Below are 19,172 nucleotides of genomic sequence, written 5' to 3'. Positions count from 1 at the left end.
GACGGCAACCCGGACGAGAAATGAGCGATGATTCGTCTGGTCAGACCAGCCAACCGGATCACCCGACCATGGCATCTGCGTGCAAGGCCGCCGCCGAACGGTTCAACGAACGGCTGACACTGTTTGCAAGCTTCCTGAATGCTCTCGTGATCGTCATTTCCGTCGTCTAGCCGGCGGAGACGATGTTCCAGTTGCGACGTGCAGCTTGTCTTTATCTTGGGCCTCTGCTCGCATTTTTGTGCGCAATCCGAATCTTTCGGCATGAAGAGCGAGGATTGAGATGGCGTGGGCCATCACTTTCGAACTCGCTGCTGCCGTGGTTCCGATCAGCGCGGCCGGACTACTCTATCTTCGCCATGCCGGCGACGATCTCGACCGCCGTTTCAGTGGCACCTCACGGCGAGATTCCGACAGACCGGCCGTTATGGCTGGCCGACGCCGAGACGGCGAGAAGGCCGGCACACCAAGGCGGCCGGCCTTTAAGGATTGGCTCGATCAACGGTACTGGACGAGCAGCCTCAAGACGCCAGTGGTGCGCCCTCGCCGCCGGCCTGGGCTTCCATCGCCTTCTGGCGGTAGAGGCCGACGAAGTCGATCGGGTCGATATAGAGGGGCGGGAAGCCGCCGTTGCGCACCGATTCGGCAATGATCTGGCGGGCGAAGGGGAAGAGAAGGCGTGGGCACTCGATCATCACCGCCGGGTGGAGCTGGTCGGCCGGGATGTTGCGCATGCGGAAGACGCCCGCATAGGTCAGCTCGAAGGCGAACAGCACCTCGCCCGCGATCTTGGCATCTCCTTCGAGGGTGAGGGCGACCTCGAAATCGGCCTCCGCCAGTTGCTGGGCGTTGACGTTGACCTGGATGTTGATCTGCGGCCCGCTCTCCTGCGGCTGCAGCGAGCGCGGCGCGTTCGGGTTCTCGAAGGAGAGGTCCTTGGCGTATTGGGCCAGGGCGTTGATGGCGGGGTTCAGGTCTTCGGGCTGCGCCGTGGCGCCACCGTTGCCGTTCGGTGCCGGGGTGTCGGCCATGGCGTTCTCATCCTCTTGCAGAAGCTCTCGACGTGAAGGACGGCATGACCGGTCGTACCTGGCCGCCGCCATACCCGGCTTGGTTGCCGGGATGTCTTTCGTGCGAGAGCGCGCTATCACGCCGGGTGGGACGGGACAAGCCGAAGCCTTAGGCGCCCGCCCTTCAGAAGCCTTGAGCAGCGGCCCTCTCGAAGCCGTGGTCCGCGGCTCCTCATGAGCCTTGCGCGGCGGCCTCTCGGCCATCGGCCGCACTCCGTGCGGTGGAACCGATGGCGCCGCCACCCCATATGGCTCATCGTCCCGGCTCGATCCTTGCGCCCGGCTCGGTTAAAGGGCGCTGGAGACATCGGCGAGACGGCGCATTTCAGGGCCGCGGCGACGCTGACGGATGTGACGGCCACGACGGCCAGGAACGGATCGGTAATGCAGGATTCTCTCGACGCGACGACCCTCATATTCCTGGCGCTCGCGGTCTTCGTGATCTGGCGCCTGCGCTCGGTGCTCGGACAGAAGACCGGGACGGAGCGGTCCCCCTTCAAGCCCGTCGACCGCAACCAGCCGACCGTCGCCCGCAAGGAGGGCGACAACGTCGTTCGCCTCCCCGGGGCCGACCGCGTCGCGCCGCCACTGCAAGTCGCCGAGCCGCGGGACTGGCGTGGGATCACCGAGCCGGGCAGCCCGGTGGCCGCCGGCCTCGAACAGATCCTGCAGATCGAGCCGAATTTTGACCCGCGCGCCTTCCTGGACGGCTCCAAGAGCGCCTACGAGGCGATCGTGATCGCCTTCGCCAAGGGCGACCGCAAGACGCTGCGCAGTCTGCTCTCCCGCGAGGTCTGCGAAGGCTTCGAGCGCGAGATCTCGGAGCGCGAGGCCAAGCGCCACGTGCTGGAAACGACCTTCGTTTCCCTCGACAAGGCCGAGATCGCCGCCGTCGAGGTCCGCAACCGCGTGGCACAGGTGACCGTGCGCTTCCTCTCGCACCTCATCACCGCGACCCGCGATGCCGACGGCAAGGTGGTGGACGGCAGCGCCGAGGCCGTGGTCGAGGTGCCCGATGTGTGGACCTTCGCCCGGACCCTCGGCACCCGCGACCCGAACTGGCAGCTCGTCGCCACCGAAGCGGGCGCCTGACCCTGTCGCCGTGCCCTGCCCGTCGCCGCTCCGCCTCGCGGGACTCGTCCTCGCCCACGGCCTGGCGCTCGGATCGCCCATTCGGGCGGACGAGCCGATCCGTATGGGCGACGCTGTTCTCGAACCCGTAGAGGCGCACGCGCTCGCGGGGTTTCCGGAATCCGATGCCGGGCCCGCGCTGATCCACTTCAAGGCGTCCTGCGCCGCCCCGCCTGTGACCATCCCGATGACGGCCCGGGGCTCTGCGGAAGACCTCGCCGCGGCGTGTGCGAAGGCCGTGGCGACCCCGGCAGATCAGGCCGCTGCGTTTTTCACGGCCAACTTCACGCCGTATCGAATCACCCGCCCCGGCACGAAGACGGGCTTTCTCACCGGCTATTTTGAGCCCGAGCTTCAGGGCTCGCGGATACCGGATGCCGCCTTCCCGACCCCCGTTCTCGCCAGGCCGAACGACCTTGTGAGCTTTGAGCCGGGTGAGACCAGGCCTGGTTTCGACCCCTCCCTCCGAGCGGCCCGAGCGACGACCGATGGGCTTGTCCCCTATCCAGACCGCGCGGCGATCGAGGACGGGGCGCTCGGCAGCCTCGCCCGTCCGATCCTGTACCTGCGCGATGCGGTCGACCTGTTCGTGCTTCAGGTCCAGGGTTCGGGTCGAGTGCGCCTGCGCGACGGAAGCGCCGTGCGCGTGCTCTATGACGGCCGCAACGGCCGGCCCTATAGCTCGATCGCCAAGAGGATCGTCGCCGAGGGTCATCTGCCGCTGGAAGGCCTGACCCTCGCGCGCTGGACCTCGTGGCTGCGGGCCAACCCCGAGACGGCGCGCCGGCTGATGCGCCTCAACGCCTCCTACATCTTCTTCAGGCTCGCCGAGATCGCCGATCCGAAGCTCGGGCCTCCGGGCGCGGCGGGCGTGCCCCTCGTGCCCGGCGTGAGCATGGCGGTGGACGCCAACCTCTGGCGCTACGGCCTGCCGTTCTGGCTGGAGGGCAGGGTGGCGGGCGCCTCCGAGCCGGGACGCCTCGTCATCGCCGCCGATACCGGCTCTGCCATCGTCGGCCCGGCCCGGGGCGATCTCTACCTCGGCACCGGCGAGGCGGCGGGCGTCGCTGCGGGAAATCTTCGCGATGCCATCGGCTTCGTCGTGCTCCTGCCGAAGCCGCTCGGCTCACCAAAGCCATGAGGCCGCCCCGCCGATCGCGTGGTCTCACCGGCGACGAGGCCCGCCTCTGGAGCGCCGTGGCGCGCCTGATCACCCCGCTGCAGGGCAGGGCGGTGCAGGCAAAGCCGGTGGCGCCTACCCCTATCCCACCTCCCCGTCCGGTCTCGGCCCCTGCACCTCCGCCCAAAGCGCCGCCGAAGCCTCCTGGAAAGCGGATCACGCTGAAGCCGGCGCCGCCTCCACCTGCGGTTTCCGCGCCCGTCCTGAAGCCGCCTGCACCCCTTGCGCCCGGTCTCGAGCGCCGGACCCGCCTCGCCCTTCGCCGCGGCGCCCTGCAGGTCGATGCCCGCATCGATCTCCATGGGATGTATCAGGCCGAGGCCCATGGCGCGCTCGTCGGCTTCCTGAGGCGGGCGCAGGCCACGGGCCACACCCTCGTCCTCGTCGTCACCGGCAAGGGCGGCGAGAGTTTCGGGGGCGGCTTCGACGATGCCTTTTCCGAACGCGGCGTCCTGCGCCGTTCGGTGCCGCATTGGCTGCGTTCGCCGGAACTGCGCAGCATTGTCCTCGGTTTCGAGGAGGCCTCACGCCATCACGGCGGGGCGGGTGCACTCTATGTGAGAGTGAAACGCCGATGATGGACTTGAGCCGCGCCATCAAACGCGGTATTCAGCAATCCTCTCCTGTTTAAGCCGTGACGCATCCGCGAGCCCACAGGCTCCACGAAGACGATGTGCGGACCCCGCGAGCGGTCCCATGACAAGCGCCCCAAGGGCGCCCGGCATCCCCCAAAACACCTTGAACGTCCCTCACTTCATCGCCCTCCGTCGGTTCTCCCCATCCATGACATCACAGAACGATGCCTTCACTCCCGCGGACGTGCCGGTGGAGGACGCGGTTATCGCCCTCGAGCCGCACCGCGAGGTCAAGCTCCAGGACCTGAAGTCCAAGACGCCCACCGATCTCATCGCCTTCGCCGAGGAGGTCGAGGTCGAGAACGCCTCCACGATGCGCAAGCAGGAGCTGATGTTCTCGATCCTGAAGCAGCTCGCCGCCAAGGATGTCGAGATCATCGGCGCCGGCACCGTCGAGGTGCTGCAAGACGGGTTCGGCTTCCTGCGCTCCTCGGAATCGAACTACCTGCCCGGCCCCGACGACATCTATATCTCGCCGACGCAGATCCGGCGCTTCGGCCTGCGAACCGGCGATACCGTCGAGGGGCCGATCCGGGGACCCAAGGACGGCGAGCGCTACTTCGCGCTCCTCAAGGTCAACACGATCAATTTCGAGAACCCCGAGAAGATCAAGCACAAGGTCCATTTCGACAACCTGACGCCACTCTTCCCGACCAAGCGCTTCAAGCTCGAACTCGACAATCCGCCGAAGAAGGATTTCTCGCCCCGGATCATCGACATCGTCGCGCCGATCGGCAAAGGCCAGCGCGCCCTGATCGTGGCGCCGCCGCGCACCGGCAAGACCGTGCTGATGCAGAACATCGCTCAGTCGATCACCATTAACCACCCGGAATGCTACCTCATCGTCCTGCTCATCGACGAGCGGCCCGAGGAGGTCACCGACATGATCCGCTCAGTGAAGGGCGAGGTCATCGCCTCGACCTTCGACGAGCCGGCGACCCGTCACGTCCAGGTCGCCGAAATGGTGATCGAGAAGGCGAAACGCCTCGTCGAGCACGGACGTGATGTCGTCATTCTGCTCGATTCGATCACGCGTCTCGGGCGCGCCTACAACACCGTGGTGCCGTCCTCCGGCAAGGTGCTCACCGGCGGCGTCGACGCAAACGCCCTTCAACGGCCCAAGCGCTTCTTCGGCGCTGCCCGGAACATCGAGGAGGGCGGCTCGCTCTCCATCATCGCCACCGCGCTCATCGATACCGGCTCGCGCATGGACGAGGTGATCTTCGAGGAGTTCAAGGGCACCGGCAACTCGGAAATCATCCTCGACCGCAAGGTCTCGGACAAGCGCATCTTCCCGGCGATCGACATCACCCGCTCGGGCACCCGCAAGGAAGAGCTGCTGGTGGCGCCGGATTCCCTCAAGAAGACCTATGTCCTGCGCCGCATCCTCAACCCGATGGGCGTCACCGACGCGATCGAGTTCCTCATGGACAAGCTTCGCCAGACCAAGAGCAATGGCGATTTCTTCGACTCGATGAACACCTGAGGAGTTTCAATTCTAACCGGCAACAAAGCTTGTTGCCGGCTATGGATAACGAAGGATGAGCGCGCTTCAGGCCTTTACATCGCGCTTTACCAAAGCGTTGCCTTGCTCGAGTCCGACGCGATTGACGCCGCATCAACACACTCTCTTCGCCCCTGCGACCGGCTCCGGCCGCAGCGCCGTCGCTGTGATCCGGCTCACCGGGCCGGCTTGCGCTGCCCTCATCGCCGAACTGTGCGGGACCTGTCCTCCGCCCCGGCGGCTGTCTCTTCGGACTCTGCGCGGCCCGACCGGCGACATCCTCGACCGCGGCATGGTGGTGTGGATGCCGGGTCCTGGTACCTTCACTGGCGAGGACATGGCGGAACTCCACCTCCATGGTGGCCTCGCGGTACGGGCAGGCGTGATCGCGGCGCTGATCGCGCGAATTGATTGCCGCTTGGCAGAACCTGGCGCCTTCACCCGCCGCGCCTTCGAAAACGGGCGGATCGATCTCACCGAAGCCGAAGCGGTCGCCGACCTCATCGATGCCGAGACCGAGGCGCAACGCCGCCAGGCTCTCCGCCAGCTCGATGGAGAACTCGGGCGGCAGGTCGCGCAGTGGCGAGAGGCGCTGATCGATTGTCTCGCGGCGACGGAGGCGGCCCTCGACTTTTCCGACGAGGGCGATGTCGACGACGCGGCGCTTGACGTGGCCCTGCTCGCTCGCGCCGCCACGATCCGCGACGCGATTACTTCCGCCCTTGCCGATGGACGCCGAGGCGAACGCCTGCGCGAGGGCTTCACGGTCGTGCTCGCCGGCCCGCCCAATGCAGGCAAGTCGACGCTGCTGAATGCGCTCGCCCAGCGGGACGTCGCCATCGTATCTCCCGTCGCTGGGACCACCCGCGACGCCATCGAAGTCCGCTGCGACCTCGGCGGGCTGCCGGTCATCCTCGTCGACACCGCGGGCCTGCGCGATGATACCTCTGATCCGGTGGAGGCCGAGGGCATTCGCAGAACGAAGAACTGGATCGAGGCGGCCGACCTAGTCCTCGCGCTTCAGCCCAGCGACGGGGAGCCGGCGGCGCCGATGCCGGGCGCCCTGGCGGTGCGCACGAAATCGGATCTCGGCGGGGAGGGCGGTCTCGCGGTCTCGGGCGTGACCGGCCACGGCCTTGATGCGCTTCTCGATGCAATCCAGGACCGGGCACAGGCGGCGATGGGGGGGGACGCACTCATCACACGCGACCGTCACCGCGATGCCCTGACCCGCTGCCGCGACCACCTCAGCCGCCTTCTCGCGAACGGACCGGGAGCACTGCCCGAATTTGCTGCCGAGGACCTGCGCCTCGCCGTGCGGGCTCTCGGCGAAGTTGCCGGTCATGTCGGCGTCGAGGAGATGCTGGACCGGTTGTTCTCGGAGTTCTGTATCGGGAAGTAGGGGCTCGGCTCCCTCTCAAAACCGGATGCTGCTCTCGTCCCTCACGACGACTGCGCCGGCCGCCGATTCCTCGGCGCCGTCTCCGGCGGCCAGCGCATCCCACTCCGCTGACAGCCCGAAATCGAGCCCGGTTTTGGCTGTGAGTTGTGACACCGAGATCTGGAAAACCGTGAAATCGGCGAGCTCCTCGGGGGCGAAGCGCTCGGTGACGAGGGTTTCGATCTGGGCGGCCTGGCTCAGCAGGAAGGCAAGCGCGCGCGGCTCGTCGTCCTCGCCCTTCAGCACGATGAGCTTCCAATAGGCCGCCGGCAGGAAGAAGTTCTCTCGGTATGGCCTGTCGCTGTCGGCGAAGATCGGTCCGTTGAAGACGCATAGCTTTTCGCCATGACTTGGCGCGAGGTCGCTTACCGCGTTCTCGAGGTTTCCCCAAAGGTGGAGGCCGCGCTTCGCCGAGAGGGCGCTCTGGTTGAAAATCTCATGCTGCGGCGAGCAGTTCGTCCAGTGGAAGGTGTCGTCGTTGGCGAGCTTGGCCTCCTCGGCGGTCCGCCCCCAGGCGGCATCGTTTCGGCGGACCAGATGTCCGCGATCAAGGGGATTCGATGCGTAATAGGCTCCGCCGGCCTGTTGGCCCGCCTTGATCCGCGGGTCGAGGAACCAGTTCTCGGAGCCCTTCTCGCGGATGTGCTGGAAGGGCGCGCCGGAATCGACGTTCACTGCGGAGACATAGGCGAGCCGCCGCCTCGCGTTCATTAGGACGCTGAAATGGTGGTAGCGCAGCTCCGTCTCCCTGCTCGGCCCGAAGGCCGCGAGCGGGCCGCGACGGGGATCGGTGAGCCGGGGCAGGGGAACGTCGACGCCGAGAAAGCGGGGGTCGTAACCCGGACGTCGGCTGTAATCGGGATCGGACGGATCCGGCTTGATCGCCTCTTGAAACGACCACGTCGACGGCAAGTCGGCGGCACTCGTTGACGCGCTATCGGTGGAGCCGGCGGCACTCGTCGACGCGCTGCCCATGCTGAGGGTGATCCGCAGCGGGATCGTCAAGGACAGCGATCCACCGGCGCCTCCGACCGAAAACGCTGCATCACTGAGTTGCGGCGATGGCCGGACGGGCGGCATCGGCTGCGGCGGACTCGGCATCGGCGGCTGTAGCACCGTCCGCACGGCCTCCACCGCCGAAGCAGGATCGGTCTCGGTGAGCCATCGCGCCATCAACCCATCGCGGCGCGCCTCGAAACGGGCATCGAGCGGCAGGTCGCGGACCAGCTTGACGAGCCGCGACGTGCGGATGCCCTCGTTCGCGACCCAGACGATGCGATCCTCGTCGAACTTGGTCAGGACCTTGCCGGCCTCGTCCACCATCTCGCCCTTGGCATTGGTCTTCGGGACGCCCTGGTGGTGGAGAGCCACGACCTCCCACTGGTCGTTGAGCACCGGCGAACCCGACGACCCCTGTTCGGTATCGGCCTCGTAATGAAGGTAGATGTCGGTCTTGCCCCCTTCCGGCAGGTCGACGAGGCGCGAGTTGCGCAGGACGATCTGCTTGAAGCGTCCCTTAGGGTGCTGAACCACGTTCACCGGCTCTCCGATGGTGATCTTGCCCTCGTCCGGGATGAGCGGGAGGTAGCCATAATCGGCGAGACGACGGCCGCCTTGCGAGCGTTCCTTCACCGCGACGAGGGTGACGTCGTGCTCCTTGTCGGTGAGGAAGAAGCCGTCCGGATCGAGATCGAAGGATTGGGGCACCTTGCGATCGCCGAAGGTGTTCATCTCGTAATCGAGTTCGAGGGCACTCATCCGCGCCTCGTCTGACGTCTTGAGGACGTGCCAGTTCGTCATGACGATGTCAGGCGCCACCAGGAAGCCGGTGCCGTTGATCGCATCGTTGGTCTGGATCCGGCCGACGCAGAGCGCCGCCTGCAAGCCGCGTTCAAAGAACTCTATCGAGAGGAAGTCCCGGGTTTCGCCGATGACGCGTTCGACGAGCTTGTCGGTGACGTCGGCAGCTGCGAGCGGGATCGCGCTGATCAGGCGATCCATCTTCAGGTCGACCTCGTCGGTCCCCTGGAGACGCTTGATCGCGAGGCTCCTGCGCAGCCGCCGCATCCGCTTGGCGAGACGGTCGAGGCTGTCGGCCTCGGTATAGGCGCCGCGCTCGGCTGCGCCGACCCGGCGGTTTCGCTCGCGCGTCCGCCCACGCCAGCGCGAGGCAGCCTCGCCGGCGGCGGCTTCCCGCTCCTCCGAGCCGGTAATCACCATGAGCGTCCCCCCCCCGAATGCTCTCGAATGTGCCGATGTAGTGTCGACAGCGATTCGGATTGCAGTCTATGATGCGTGAAAACTAGGGTTGTACAAGTTACCGCAGGGGGATGGTGGTGGCGATTTCCTATGAAGAATTCCGTGCCAAGCTCATGGACCCGGCGGTGCCGGACAAGGAGATCGCCCGGTATCTCAAGGCGCTCCCTTCGCAGAGCGGGCCCTTCGACCCCGCCATCCGCCCCGACCCAGCCAAGATCGACATGGGCGCCGAGGCGCGCTTCGAGGTCGAGAGCGCAATCAATTGGGCGAACGGCGTCGCTCGTTGGCGACGCCATGCCGAATTCGACATTCGCAGCCTTACAGAGAACCTTCCGGTCCTCGTATCCGAGGGCGATAGCTGGTTCCAGTTCCCGTTCCTGCTCGACGACATCGTCGACCAGCTCAAATCCGATTACCTGATCCGGAGTCTCGACGCGGCGGGGGATACGGCACAGAACATGGTCTACGGGCCCGGCGAGTACATGAAGGAACTCGTCGCGATGAAGCCGCGGAATGTCCGCGCCTTCCTGTTCTCGGCCGCCGGCAACGATGTGATTGGCGAGGATGCTTTCGGCAATCCGGTCCTCGCCACCCTGCTCAAATCCTACAGCAAGCACCAAACCGCGGCTTGGCATATCGACCAAGCGCAGCTCGCCAAAGTGCTCACTTTCCTCGAGCAAGCCTACCGCAACGTGGTGACCACCATCCGCAAGGATGCAGACTTCACGACCCTGCCCATCATCATCCACGGCTACGATTATGCCATCCCGGGCGGGTTCAAGGGCGACACCCGTGATCCATCCTGGGCTAAGCAGGACAAGTGGCTCGGGAGCGCGATGCGTGCCAAGAAAATCGTCGATGCCGACCTGCAGCGGGAGATCATCCGGATCCTGATCGACGCACTTTACGACACGCTTGCGCGTGTCGCAGGCGATTCGGACAAGACCCATGTCCATCTCGTCGATGTCCGCGGAACGCTGAAGATCGACGAATGGGCCGACGAGATCCACCCCACCAATGCCGGGTTCAAGAAGGTCGCCAGGGCTTTCCGCAGAATGCTTGAGCAAGCAGGAATCTGAGCCGGTAGTCGTGATGTTTCACGTGAAACATCACGGCTCGGGGCGCCGCCGTTGACGGACATAATGCGGCCCGCGTAATCACGCGCATGTCTCCTCATCCCAATTCCTTCGATGTCGTGGTGATTGGCGGCGGCCATGCCGGCGTAGAGGCCGCTGCTGCCTCGGCACGGACCGGCGCGCGCACCGCTCTCGTGACACATCGCGCTTCGACCATCGGGGCGATGTCGTGCAACCCGGCGATCGGCGGATTGGGTAAGGGTCATCTCGTCCGTGAAGTCGATGCCCTCGACGGGCTTATGGGGCGAGTCGCGGATGCGTCCGGCATCCAGTTCCGTCTCCTTAATCGGCGCAAGGGTCCAGCTGTTCGTGGGCCACGCACCCAAGCCGATCGCAAGCTCTACGCTGCGGCGATGCAGGCGGCCATTGCCGAGACCCCAAACCTCATCGTCATAGAAGGCGAGGCCGGTGATCTCGTCGAGAGGAACCGCAATGTTGTGGGAGTCGACCTTACCGATGGTCGAACTCTCACCTGTGCTGCAGTGGTGATCACCACCGGCACGTTCCTTCGCGGCCTGATCCATATCGGCGAAACGCAAACTCCTGCCGGCCGGGCAGGGGAGGGGCCTTCGATCGGCCTCGCCGAGACCCTCGACCGTCATGGGTTTCGTCTCGGCCGCCTCAAGACCGGGACTCCGCCACGGCTCGACGGGCGCACCGTCGACTGGGCGGGTCTCGAGATGCAATCGGCCGACGAGGAGCCGGTACCGTTCTCGTCGCTCACCGACCGGATCACCACGCCGCAGATCCAGTGCGGCATCACCCGCACGAGCCAAGCGGTCCACGACTTGATCCGCGCCAATCTGCACCGCTCGCCGATGTATTCCGGCGGAATCGCGAGCCGTGGCCCGCGCTACTGCCCTTCGATCGAGGACAAGGTGGTGCGTTTCGGCGATCGCGAGGGCCACCAGATCTTCCTCGAGCCGGAAGGGCTCGACGACCCGACGATCTACCCGAACGGAATCTCGACGGCGCTGCCGGAGGAGGTGCAGCATGCTCTCATCCGCCTGATTCCGGGCCTTGGCCGAGCGACCATCCTGCGGCCGGGCTACGCCATCGAGTACGATTACGTCGATCCGCGCGAGCTCGACGCTTCGCTCCAGACCCGGCGCCTGCCCGGCCTGTTCCTCGCCGGCCAGATCAACGGCACCACTGGTTATGAAGAGGCTGCGGCTCAAGGGATGGTGGCTGGGCTCAACGCGGCGCGCTTCGTCGGTGGATCGCCGCCGGCCGTGTTCGACCGGGCCGAATCCTATCTCGGAGTCATGATCGACGATCTCGTGACTCACGGGGTGAGCGAGCCCTACCGGATGTTCACCTCGCGGTCGGAATACCGGTTGTCGTTGCGAGTGGACAATGCCGACGAGCGACTGACCCCACGGGGGATCGAACTCGGCTGCGTCGGCTCGCACCGAGCCGCGCATTTCGAGGCGGATCAGGCTGTGCTCGACGAGGGACGCCGGCAGCTTGAGACCCTGAGCCTCACGCCCTCACAAGCCGCCGGTCAGGGTATCGCCCTCAATCAGGACGGCATCCGTCGCAGCGCCTACCAACTCCTGTCCTACCCTGAGATCGGCTGGGACCGCCTCGCAGCAATCTGGCCGCAACTCGCCGAGGTGCCGGCGCGGATTGCGGATCGGCTTACGACCGATGCGACCTACGCGGTCTATCTGGACCGGCAGAAAGCCGACATCGCCGCCTTCCGGCGCGACGAGGGCGTTGTCCTGTCGGGTGGGTTCGATTATGCGGCCATTCCCGGCCTTTCGAACGAGATGCGGGCGAAGCTGGAAACCGTTCGCCCTGGGACCTTGGGACAAGCTGCACGGATTGAGGGTGTCACCCCGGCGGCCCTGACGTTGCTGGCTGCCCATGCTCGGCGCGGTTCTCGCGCGCCGACTCTCGGCGCCTGATGCCCATTGACGACCGCACCCGTGTTCTGGCTCAGGCGGATGTTTCACGTGAAACATCCGCTGCCCTGGATCTCTATATCGAGCAGCTTAGGCGCTGGCAGAGCGTGAAGAACCTCGTCGGTCCGGCGACCCTGAAGCAGGTCTGGACCCGGCATATCGCCGATGCGCTGCAGCTTCTCGATCTGGCGCCGGAGGCGACGCGCTGGCTCGACCTCGGCTCCGGTGCGGGCATTCCCGGCCTCATCCTCGCCATTGCCGGGCGCGAGCGGCCAGGCTTTGCCGTCGACCTCGTCGAGAGCAATGCGCGCAAATGCGCCTTCCTCACCGAAGCCGCTCGCCTCACCAAGGCGCCGGCGAAGGTCTACAACGCCCGGATCGAGGATGTCGTCGCGAGCCATGTCGGAACCGGTATTGTCTGCGCCCGCGCCCTCGCACCCTTGCGCCAGTTGCTCGCCTGGACCGAGCCGTTGTTGACAACAGGCACCACTGGTCTGTTTCCGAAGGGTCGTGACGTCGATGCGGAATTGACCGAAGCCGCGCAAGAGTGGAGATTCGTTTACGATTTGGTGCCGAGCCGGACCGAGTCGGATGCGCGGATCGTCCGCGTCACTGCCCTCTCCCGCGTGGATTCATGACGAACCCTCCGTCACTCTCGTCCGGCCCGATGCCGGAGCGCCCCTTGCGCATCCTCGCGCTCGCCAACCAGAAGGGCGGCGTCGGCAAGACCACGACGGCGATCAATCTTGGGACCGCTTTGGCGGCGATCGGCGAACGGGTGCTGGTGATCGATCTCGATCCCCAGGGCAATGCCTCGACGGGCCTCGGCATCGATCGGCGCTCACGAAAGATATCCACCTATCACGTGCTTGCCGGTGAGGCTTCCCTCGCCGAGGCAGTGGTGCCGACAGCTGTCCCGCGGCTCTTCGTAGCGCCCTCGACGATGGATCTCCTCGGTCTCGAGATGGAGATGGCGAGTTCGGCGGACCGCGCGCACCGCCTGCGCCATGTCCTCAAAGAGGTTGGCCAGTCGGGACCGATGGAGGGCATCTCCTACGTGCTGATCGATTGCCCGCCCTCGCTCAATCTCCTCACCATCAATGCTCTGGCCGCCGCCGACGCGGTGCTGGTGCCGCTGCAATGCGAGTTCTTCGCCCTCGAAGGCCTGAGCCAACTCCTGCGCACCGTCGAGCAGGTCCGCGGCGCCCTGAACCCGCGCCTGACCATCCAGGGCATCGTCCTCACCATGTTCGACCCGCGCAACAACCTCTCGGCCCAGGTGGTGGCGGACGTGCGCAGCTTCATGGGCGACAAGGTCTACGAGACCATGATCCCGCGCAACGTCCGCGTTTCCGAGGCCCCCTCGCACGGCAAGCCGGTGCTGCTCTACGATCTGAAATGCGCCGGCTCTCAGGCCTATCTGCGCCTCGCCTCGGAGATCATCCAGCGTGAGGGGCGCCTGCCTCAGGCGGCCTAATTTACTGATTTCGTTGCGTAAAAGGATGAGAAGCGGTTGGCTATGGCGGATGATGCGGTGCGACCCCGTCTGGGGCGCGGCCTGGCGGCCCTGATCGGTGATTTCGGTGATTTCGGTGACGAGGGCGGGGACGCCAATAAGTCCCATGCCCAGCGCAAGGTCGCGGTCGAGTTCCTGCGCCCGAACCCGCGCAACCCGCGCCGGCGCTTCAACGACCCCGAACTCGACGAGCTCGCAGCCTCCATCAAGGTGCGGGGCGTCATCCAACCCATCGTGGTGCGGGCGCTGGCCGGCGTGCCGGACACCTACGAGATCGTGGCCGGGGAGCGCCGCTGGCGCGCGGCCCAACGGGCTGGGCTCAACGAGGTGCCCGTCGTCACAGTCGAGATCGACGACCGCACGTCGCTCGAATATGCGATTCTGGAGAACGTGCAGCGCTCAGACCTCAACGCGATCGAGGAGGCGGCGGGCTACGAGCGCCTGATGAGCGAGTTCCGCTACACGCAGACCGAGCTCGCCGAGATTCTCGGCAAGAGCCGCAGCCATCTCGCCAATACGCTGCGGCTGCTCCAGCTTCCGCTGCCGATCCAGGAGCGGGTCGCGGCGGGAGAGATCACCGCCGGTCACGCCCGCGCGCTCCTCGCGGTGAAGGATCCGGAGGCGGTCGCCCGCCGCATCGTCGCCGAGGGGCTGTCCGTACGCGAAGTCGAAGCGCTCGCCGCCTCCGAGACGCAGCAGGGCGAGGAAATGCCGCGCCCGCGCTCCCGCAAACCCACCGAGGCCGATCCCGCCAGCCGGACGCTGGAACGCGCCATGGCCCGCGCCCTCGGTGTCCCGGTCTCGTTCAAGCCGAAGGGCACCGGGCCCGGCGAGATACGCATCCGCTACGAGACCGAAGCCGAACTTGACGGCCTGTGCCGGCGGTTCAAGGTGTCCCTGGAGAGCTGAGAAACCGCCGGACGAGAAGTCGCGCCAGGTCGCGCGGCGGCTCCGGTGTCAGCACCGCGAGCTTGTTCGAGGTCGAGAGCGAGGCGAGGCCGTGGAGGCCGGCCCAGAGGGTCGCCACCGCTTGGCGACGCTCCGCCGCATCGGGGATCAGCGGCTGAAGCACGCGGTCGACGAGATCGGTCGCCTGCGCCAGGGCCGCCGCGTACCATTCGGGAAACGCCGAATCCGGCGCAAGACTATGCTCGAAGACGAGGCTCCAGACCTTGGGATCGGCGGCAACGAAGGCGAGGTAGGTATCGGCGACCGCCAGCGCGTTGTCGCGAGCCGGTCGGTCGGGTTGGACCGAGCCTGAGAGCGCCGCGTGCAGTCGCGCCAGGGTCCGGGCATTCACCCGCATGGCGACGGCGTCGAGATCGCCGACCGCATTGTAGATCGAGTTCGGCGCATAGCCGATCGCTTGGGCCAGCCGACGCATGCCGAGGCCGCGTGGCCCCTCGGCCCGCACCAGGCTCTCGGCCGCCTTGGTGACGAGGGCCGCGAACTCGTCGCGGCTGTGCTCGCCGCGAGGGCCGGTGCCGCGCCTGGGCTTCTCGGCGATGGCCTCGTTGGGTTCTGCAGGATGCTTGGGCATTTGTGGTCCTCGCTTCCCGGCTCCGTGCGCGTCCGCACCGTCCGTGGGCTTAGAAGGCGCGAAGGCCGAGATCAAGATTGCACGCCGTACCAATCGACGTCATCATTTGTACGTCGTTCAAAGCGCCGAAGAAGCTCGATTGCGAGACTCGAAGGTGCCGGTTTGACGCTTCGTTATGAGCCGGGCAGTCATGCTGCTCGGCCGAGGAGACGACCATGTTCCGCACATTGATGACCGCGCGCCGCTTCGCGCCCCTGTTCTGGTGCCAGTTCTTCTCGGCCTTCAACGACAACTTCCTGAAGAACGCGCTCGCTTTCCTGATCCTCTACAAGGTCGCGCAATCGGGCGAGGGCGCCTCCGCCGCGACACTGGTGACCCTCGCGAGCGCCGTCTTCATCGGCCCGTTCTTCATCCTCTCGGGCCTCGGCGGACAGCTCGCCGACCGCTACGACAAGGCGGTGGTCGCGAAGCGCCTGAAGTTTGCCGAGATCTTCGCCGCCGGCACCGCGGTCCTCGGGTTCTCGCTCCACTCGGTGCCGGTCCTGTTCGTGGCCCTCGGCCTCTTCGGCGTGGTCGCGGCCCTGTTCGGTCCGATCAAGTACGGCATCCTTCCCGATCACCTGAAGCGGGCCGAGCTGCCCGCCGGCAACGCGCTGATCGAGGGCGCGACCTTTCTGGCCATCCTGCTCGGCACCATCGTGGCGGGTCTCGCTACCGCCATGGGCGGAGAGCCCGTGCTCTTCAGCGTGATGATCATGGCCTTCGCGGTCCTGTGCTGGCTCTGCGCCCGGTTCATCCCGCGCACCGGCGAAGGCGCTCCCGATCTCAAGGTCGATCCCAATATCGCCCGCTCGACCCGTGATCTGCTGCTCGACCTGTGGTCCGATACGCGGCTGTGGCGCGGCTCGCTCATCGTGAGCTGGTTCTGGCTCGTCGGCGCGGTGGTGCTCTCGCTCCTGCCCGTCATGGTCAAGGACAGCCTCCACGGCTCCGAGACCGTGGTGACCCTGCTGCTCGCCATGTTCTCGGTGGGCATCGCCCTCGGCTCCGGCCTCGCCTCCTGGCTCGCCAGCGGCCGCATCGTGCTTCTGCCGACGCCGATCGGCGCCGTCCTGATGGGCCTGTTCGGCCTCGACCTCGCCTGGACCCTGTCCCACCTGCCCGCAGGCACCGGCGAATTGCTCGGCGCCGGCGCCTTCCTCGCGACCGGCACGGGGCTTCGCGTCACCATCGACCTCGTCGGCCTCGCCATGGCGGGCGGCCTCTACATCGTGCCTTCCTTCGCCGCCGTGCAGGCCTGGACCGACAAGGAGAAGCGCGCCCGCGTCATCGGCGCCGTCAACGTCCTCACCGCCGCCTTCATGGTGGGCGGCACCTTAGGCCTCGCAGCCCTGCAGGGTGCGGGCTGGTCGATGCCGGCTTTGTTCGCGCTGATCTCCGTCCTCAATCTCGTCGCCGGCGCGGTGATCCTGAAGGTGATGCCGACGAGTCCGTTCCGGGACTTCCTCTCGATCCTGTTCCGGGCCTTCTACCGGCTCGAAGTGCGCGGCCTGGAGAATGTCGAGGCGGCCGGCCCCAACGCCATCATCGCCCTCAACCATGTCTCGTTCCTCGATGCGCCGCTTGCCCTCTCGCTGCTCGAGCAGGAGCCGGTCTTCGCCATCGACCACGGCATCGCGCAGCGCTGGTGGGTGAAGCCCTTCCTCAGGATCACACGGGCGATGCCTCTCGACCCGACCAAACCGATGGCGACGCGCACGCTGATCAATGCGGTCAAATCCGGCGAGACCCTGATCATCTTCCCCGAGGGCCGTCTCACCGTCACCGGCAGCCTGATGAAGGTCTATGACGGCGCCGGCCTCATCGCCGACAAGTCCGGTGCCATGGTGGTGCCGGTGAAGATCGAGGGCCTGGAGAAGACCGCCTTCTCGCGCCTCTCCCGCGCCCAGGTCCGCCGCCGCTGGTGGCCGAAGGTGACGGTCACGATCATGCCGCCGGTGCGGCTCAGCGTCGACGAGGCCCTCAAGGGCAAGAACCGCCGCCAGGCCGCGGGCGCTGCCCTCTACGGCATCATGTCGGACCTCGTCTTCAACACGACGTCGATCGACCGCGGCCTGATGGAATCGCTCATCGCGGCCGGCGAGGATTACGGCTGGCGCCGCACGGCGGTGGAGGATCCGATCACCGGCAAGCTCTCCTATTCCCGCCTCGTGATGGGTGCGACGGTGCTGGGCCGCAAGCTGATGCCGCTGGCGCCCGAGGGCCGCCCGATCGGCCTTATGTTGCCCAACGCCAACGGCGCCGCCGCGACCTTCTTCGCCCTGGCCTCGGCCGACCGGGTGCCGGCCATGATCAACTTCTCGGCCGGCCCCGCCAACATCCTCTCGGCCTGCAAGGCGGCCGAGGTGACGACGATCCTGACCTCGCGCGGCTTTATCGAAAAGGCCCGGCTCGGGAGTCTCGTCGAGGCGATCCAGGGTGCGGTGAAGCTTGTCTATCTGGAAGACGTGCGCGCCACGATCTCGACCCTGGACAAGCTGCGCGGCCTGCTCGCCAAGCGCAAACCCCTCGTCGAGCGCAAGGGCGACGACCCGGCGGCGATCCTGTTCACCTCGGGAAGCGAAGGCACACCCAAAGGCGTGGTGCTCGCCAACCGCAACATGCTCGCCAACACGGCGCAGGCGGCGGCGCGGATCGATTTCGGACGCACCGACAAGGTGTTCAACGTCCTGCCGGTCTTTCACGCCTTCGGCCTGACGGTGGGGCTGGTGCTGCCGCTGGTCTCGGGCGTTCCGGTCTATCTCTACCCCTCGCCGCTGCATTACCGGATCGTGCCCGAGCTCATCTACGGCTCGAATGCCACGATCCTGTTCGGTACCGACACGTTCCTCACCGGCTACGCGAAATCCGCCCACGCCTACGACCTGCGCTCCCTGCGCTACATCCTCGCCGGCGCCGAGCCGGTGAAGGAGGCGACGCGCCGGACCTACGCGGAGAAGTTCGGCCTGCGCATTCTCGAAGGCTACGGCGTGACCGAGACCGGCCCGGTGCTGGCGCTGAACACGCCGATGTTCAACAAGTTCGGCAGCGTCGGCCGGATCATGCCCGGCATGGAGGCGAAGCTCGAACCGGTGCCCGGCATCGAGGAGGGCGGGCGCCTGTACGTGCGCGGCCCCAACGTCATGCTCGGCTACCTGCGCGCCGAGAAGCCGGGCGTCCTCGAGCCGCCGGCCGAGAACTGGCACGATACCGGCGACATCGTCACGATCGACCAAGCCGGCTTCATCACGATCAAGGGCCGCGCCAAGCGCTTCGCCAAGATCGCGGGCGAGATGGTCTCCCTCGCCGGCATCGAGATGCTGGCGGCCGAGCTCTGGCCTAACGCCCCGAGCGCCGTCGCTTCGGTCCCCGATCCGCGCAAGGGCGAGCGGCTGATCCTGTTCACCGAGGCCAAGGGCGCGACCCGGGGCGATTACCAGGCCTTCGCCAAGGGAAAGGGCGCGACCGAGATCGCGATCCCGGCCGAGGTGGTGGTGATCGATAAGGTCCCGATGCTCGGCACCGGCAAGGTCGACCAGGTCGGCGTGACGAAGCTCGCCAAGGAGCGGGCGCAGGGACAGGCGGAAGCGGCCGCGTGAGGTTGCTCACCTGGGAACTGTAATCAGAACGTTGCGCAAGATTCTCCAACTCGGGTTAGCGGCATCCCCGAGCGGCGATGACACCCTCCCTGTCATTCCGGGGCTGCCCCCGGATCTGGCCTCCGGCCAGTCCAAGGATGAACTCCGGGTTCGCCTTCGGCACCCCGGAATGACGGTGCGGTTGTCACGAGAGTGATTGACCACCGGAGCGGTCAGTT

Annotated in this window: 15 protein-coding genes; 12 read left to right on the top strand and 3 right to left on the bottom strand. The window is 66.5% G+C overall.

The genetic code is table 11. The features are described from left to right. The first annotated feature begins 20 nt into the window (after nt 1–20). Nucleotides 21–170, top strand: coding sequence for a hypothetical protein (locus tag K2Y56_RS20420; RefSeq protein WP_292511933.1), 150 nt, complete (start codon nt 21–23; stop codon nt 168–170). Between the two features lie 348 nt (nt 171–518). Here K2Y56_RS20420 and secB read toward each other — a convergent pair whose 3' ends face one another. Then, entirely contained in the window at nt 519–1,028 is a 510-nt protein-coding gene (gene secB, locus K2Y56_RS20415) for a protein-export chaperone SecB (protein ID WP_292511931.1), read from the bottom strand. A 423-nt stretch (nt 1,029–1,451) separates the two neighbouring features. Here secB and K2Y56_RS20410 point away from each other — a divergent pair, with 423 nt between their 5' ends. The 5 genes from K2Y56_RS20410 (at nt 1,452) to mnmE (ending at nt 6,919) form a co-directional block, all read left to right on the top strand. After that, nucleotides 1,452–2,159 (top strand): Tim44/TimA family putative adaptor protein, encoded by a 708-nt coding sequence (locus tag K2Y56_RS20410; protein ID WP_292511928.1) that lies wholly within the window; start codon nt 1,452–1,454, stop codon nt 2,157–2,159. 103 nt (nt 2,160–2,262) lie between these two features. Then, nucleotides 2,263–3,339, top strand: a complete 1,077-nt coding sequence (locus K2Y56_RS20405) for an MltA domain-containing protein (protein ID WP_292512102.1) — start codon at nt 2,263–2,265, stop codon at nt 3,337–3,339. After that, a complete protein-coding gene (locus tag K2Y56_RS20400) occupies nt 3,336–3,956 on the top strand; it encodes a Smr/MutS family protein (RefSeq protein ID WP_292511925.1) in 621 nt (206 codons plus the stop codon). The genes K2Y56_RS20405 and K2Y56_RS20400 overlap by 4 nt, the downstream gene beginning before the upstream one ends. Nucleotides 3,957–4,161: 205 nt before the next feature. After that, nucleotides 4,162–5,499 carry a transcription termination factor Rho gene (rho, locus tag K2Y56_RS20395; protein ID WP_292511922.1) on the top strand — a complete coding sequence of 446 codons (1,338 nt, stop codon included), beginning with the start codon at nt 4,162–4,164 and terminating at the stop codon, nt 5,497–5,499. Nucleotides 5,500–5,620: 121 nt separating this feature from the next. Next, nucleotides 5,621–6,919, top strand: coding sequence for a tRNA uridine-5-carboxymethylaminomethyl(34) synthesis GTPase MnmE (gene mnmE, locus K2Y56_RS20390; protein WP_292511919.1), 1,299 nt, complete (start codon nt 5,621–5,623; stop codon nt 6,917–6,919). Between the two features lie 15 nt (nt 6,920–6,934). Here the strand turns inward: mnmE and K2Y56_RS20385 are convergent, their stop codons facing one another. Continuing rightward, nucleotides 6,935–9,178: a DNA/RNA non-specific endonuclease gene (locus K2Y56_RS20385; RefSeq protein WP_292511916.1), complete on the bottom strand. Its 2,244-nt coding sequence runs from the start codon at nt 9,176–9,178 to the stop codon at nt 6,935–6,937. 116 nt (nt 9,179–9,294) lie between these two features. On the opposite strand from K2Y56_RS20385, the gene K2Y56_RS20380 reads away from it, so the two are divergent. The 5 genes from K2Y56_RS20380 to K2Y56_RS20360 all read left to right on the top strand — a co-directional run bounded on the left by K2Y56_RS20380 (nt 9,295) and on the right by K2Y56_RS20360 (nt 14,685). Continuing rightward, nucleotides 9,295–10,296 carry a hypothetical protein gene (locus tag K2Y56_RS20380; protein ID WP_292511914.1) on the top strand — a complete coding sequence of 334 codons (1,002 nt, stop codon included), beginning with the start codon at nt 9,295–9,297 and terminating at the stop codon, nt 10,294–10,296. Nucleotides 10,297–10,382: 86 nt separating this feature from the next. Then, complete coding sequence (gene mnmG / locus K2Y56_RS20375) at nt 10,383–12,263, top strand: tRNA uridine-5-carboxymethylaminomethyl(34) synthesis enzyme MnmG (protein ID WP_292511911.1); 1,881 nt, start codon at nt 10,383–10,385, stop codon at nt 12,261–12,263. Next, nucleotides 12,263–12,898 (top strand): 16S rRNA (guanine(527)-N(7))-methyltransferase RsmG, encoded by a 636-nt coding sequence (gene rsmG, locus K2Y56_RS20370; RefSeq protein WP_292511908.1) that lies wholly within the window; start codon nt 12,263–12,265, stop codon nt 12,896–12,898. Before mnmG ends, rsmG begins: the two co-directional genes overlap by 1 nt. Next, complete coding sequence (locus K2Y56_RS20365; protein ID WP_292511905.1) at nt 12,895–13,737, top strand: ParA family protein; 843 nt, start codon at nt 12,895–12,897, stop codon at nt 13,735–13,737. The genes rsmG and K2Y56_RS20365 overlap by 4 nt, the downstream gene beginning before the upstream one ends. 42 nt (nt 13,738–13,779) lie before the next feature. Next, nucleotides 13,780–14,685: a ParB/RepB/Spo0J family partition protein gene (locus tag K2Y56_RS20360; protein ID WP_292511902.1), complete on the top strand. Its 906-nt coding sequence runs from the start codon at nt 13,780–13,782 to the stop codon at nt 14,683–14,685. Here the strand turns inward: K2Y56_RS20360 and K2Y56_RS20355 are convergent. Next, nucleotides 14,663–15,316: a TetR-like C-terminal domain-containing protein gene (locus K2Y56_RS20355; RefSeq protein ID WP_292511899.1), complete on the bottom strand. Its 654-nt coding sequence runs from the start codon at nt 15,314–15,316 to the stop codon at nt 14,663–14,665. The genes K2Y56_RS20360 and K2Y56_RS20355 overlap by 23 nt on opposite strands. A 215-nt stretch (nt 15,317–15,531) precedes the next feature. Here K2Y56_RS20355 and K2Y56_RS20350 point away from each other — a divergent pair, with 215 nt between their 5' ends. Continuing rightward, entirely contained in the window at nt 15,532–18,954 is a 3,423-nt protein-coding gene (locus tag K2Y56_RS20350) for an acyl-[ACP]--phospholipid O-acyltransferase (RefSeq protein ID WP_292511896.1), read from the top strand. Nucleotides 18,955–19,172 lie beyond the last annotated feature (218 nt).

This window comes from Methylobacterium sp., assembly GCF_019745455.1.
In the GTDB taxonomy this organism is placed as follows: domain Bacteria; phylum Pseudomonadota; class Alphaproteobacteria; order Rhizobiales; family Beijerinckiaceae; genus Methylobacterium.
Note: the sequence above shows the minus strand (reverse complement) of the source record. Positions and strands in the feature narration are given on the sequence as shown.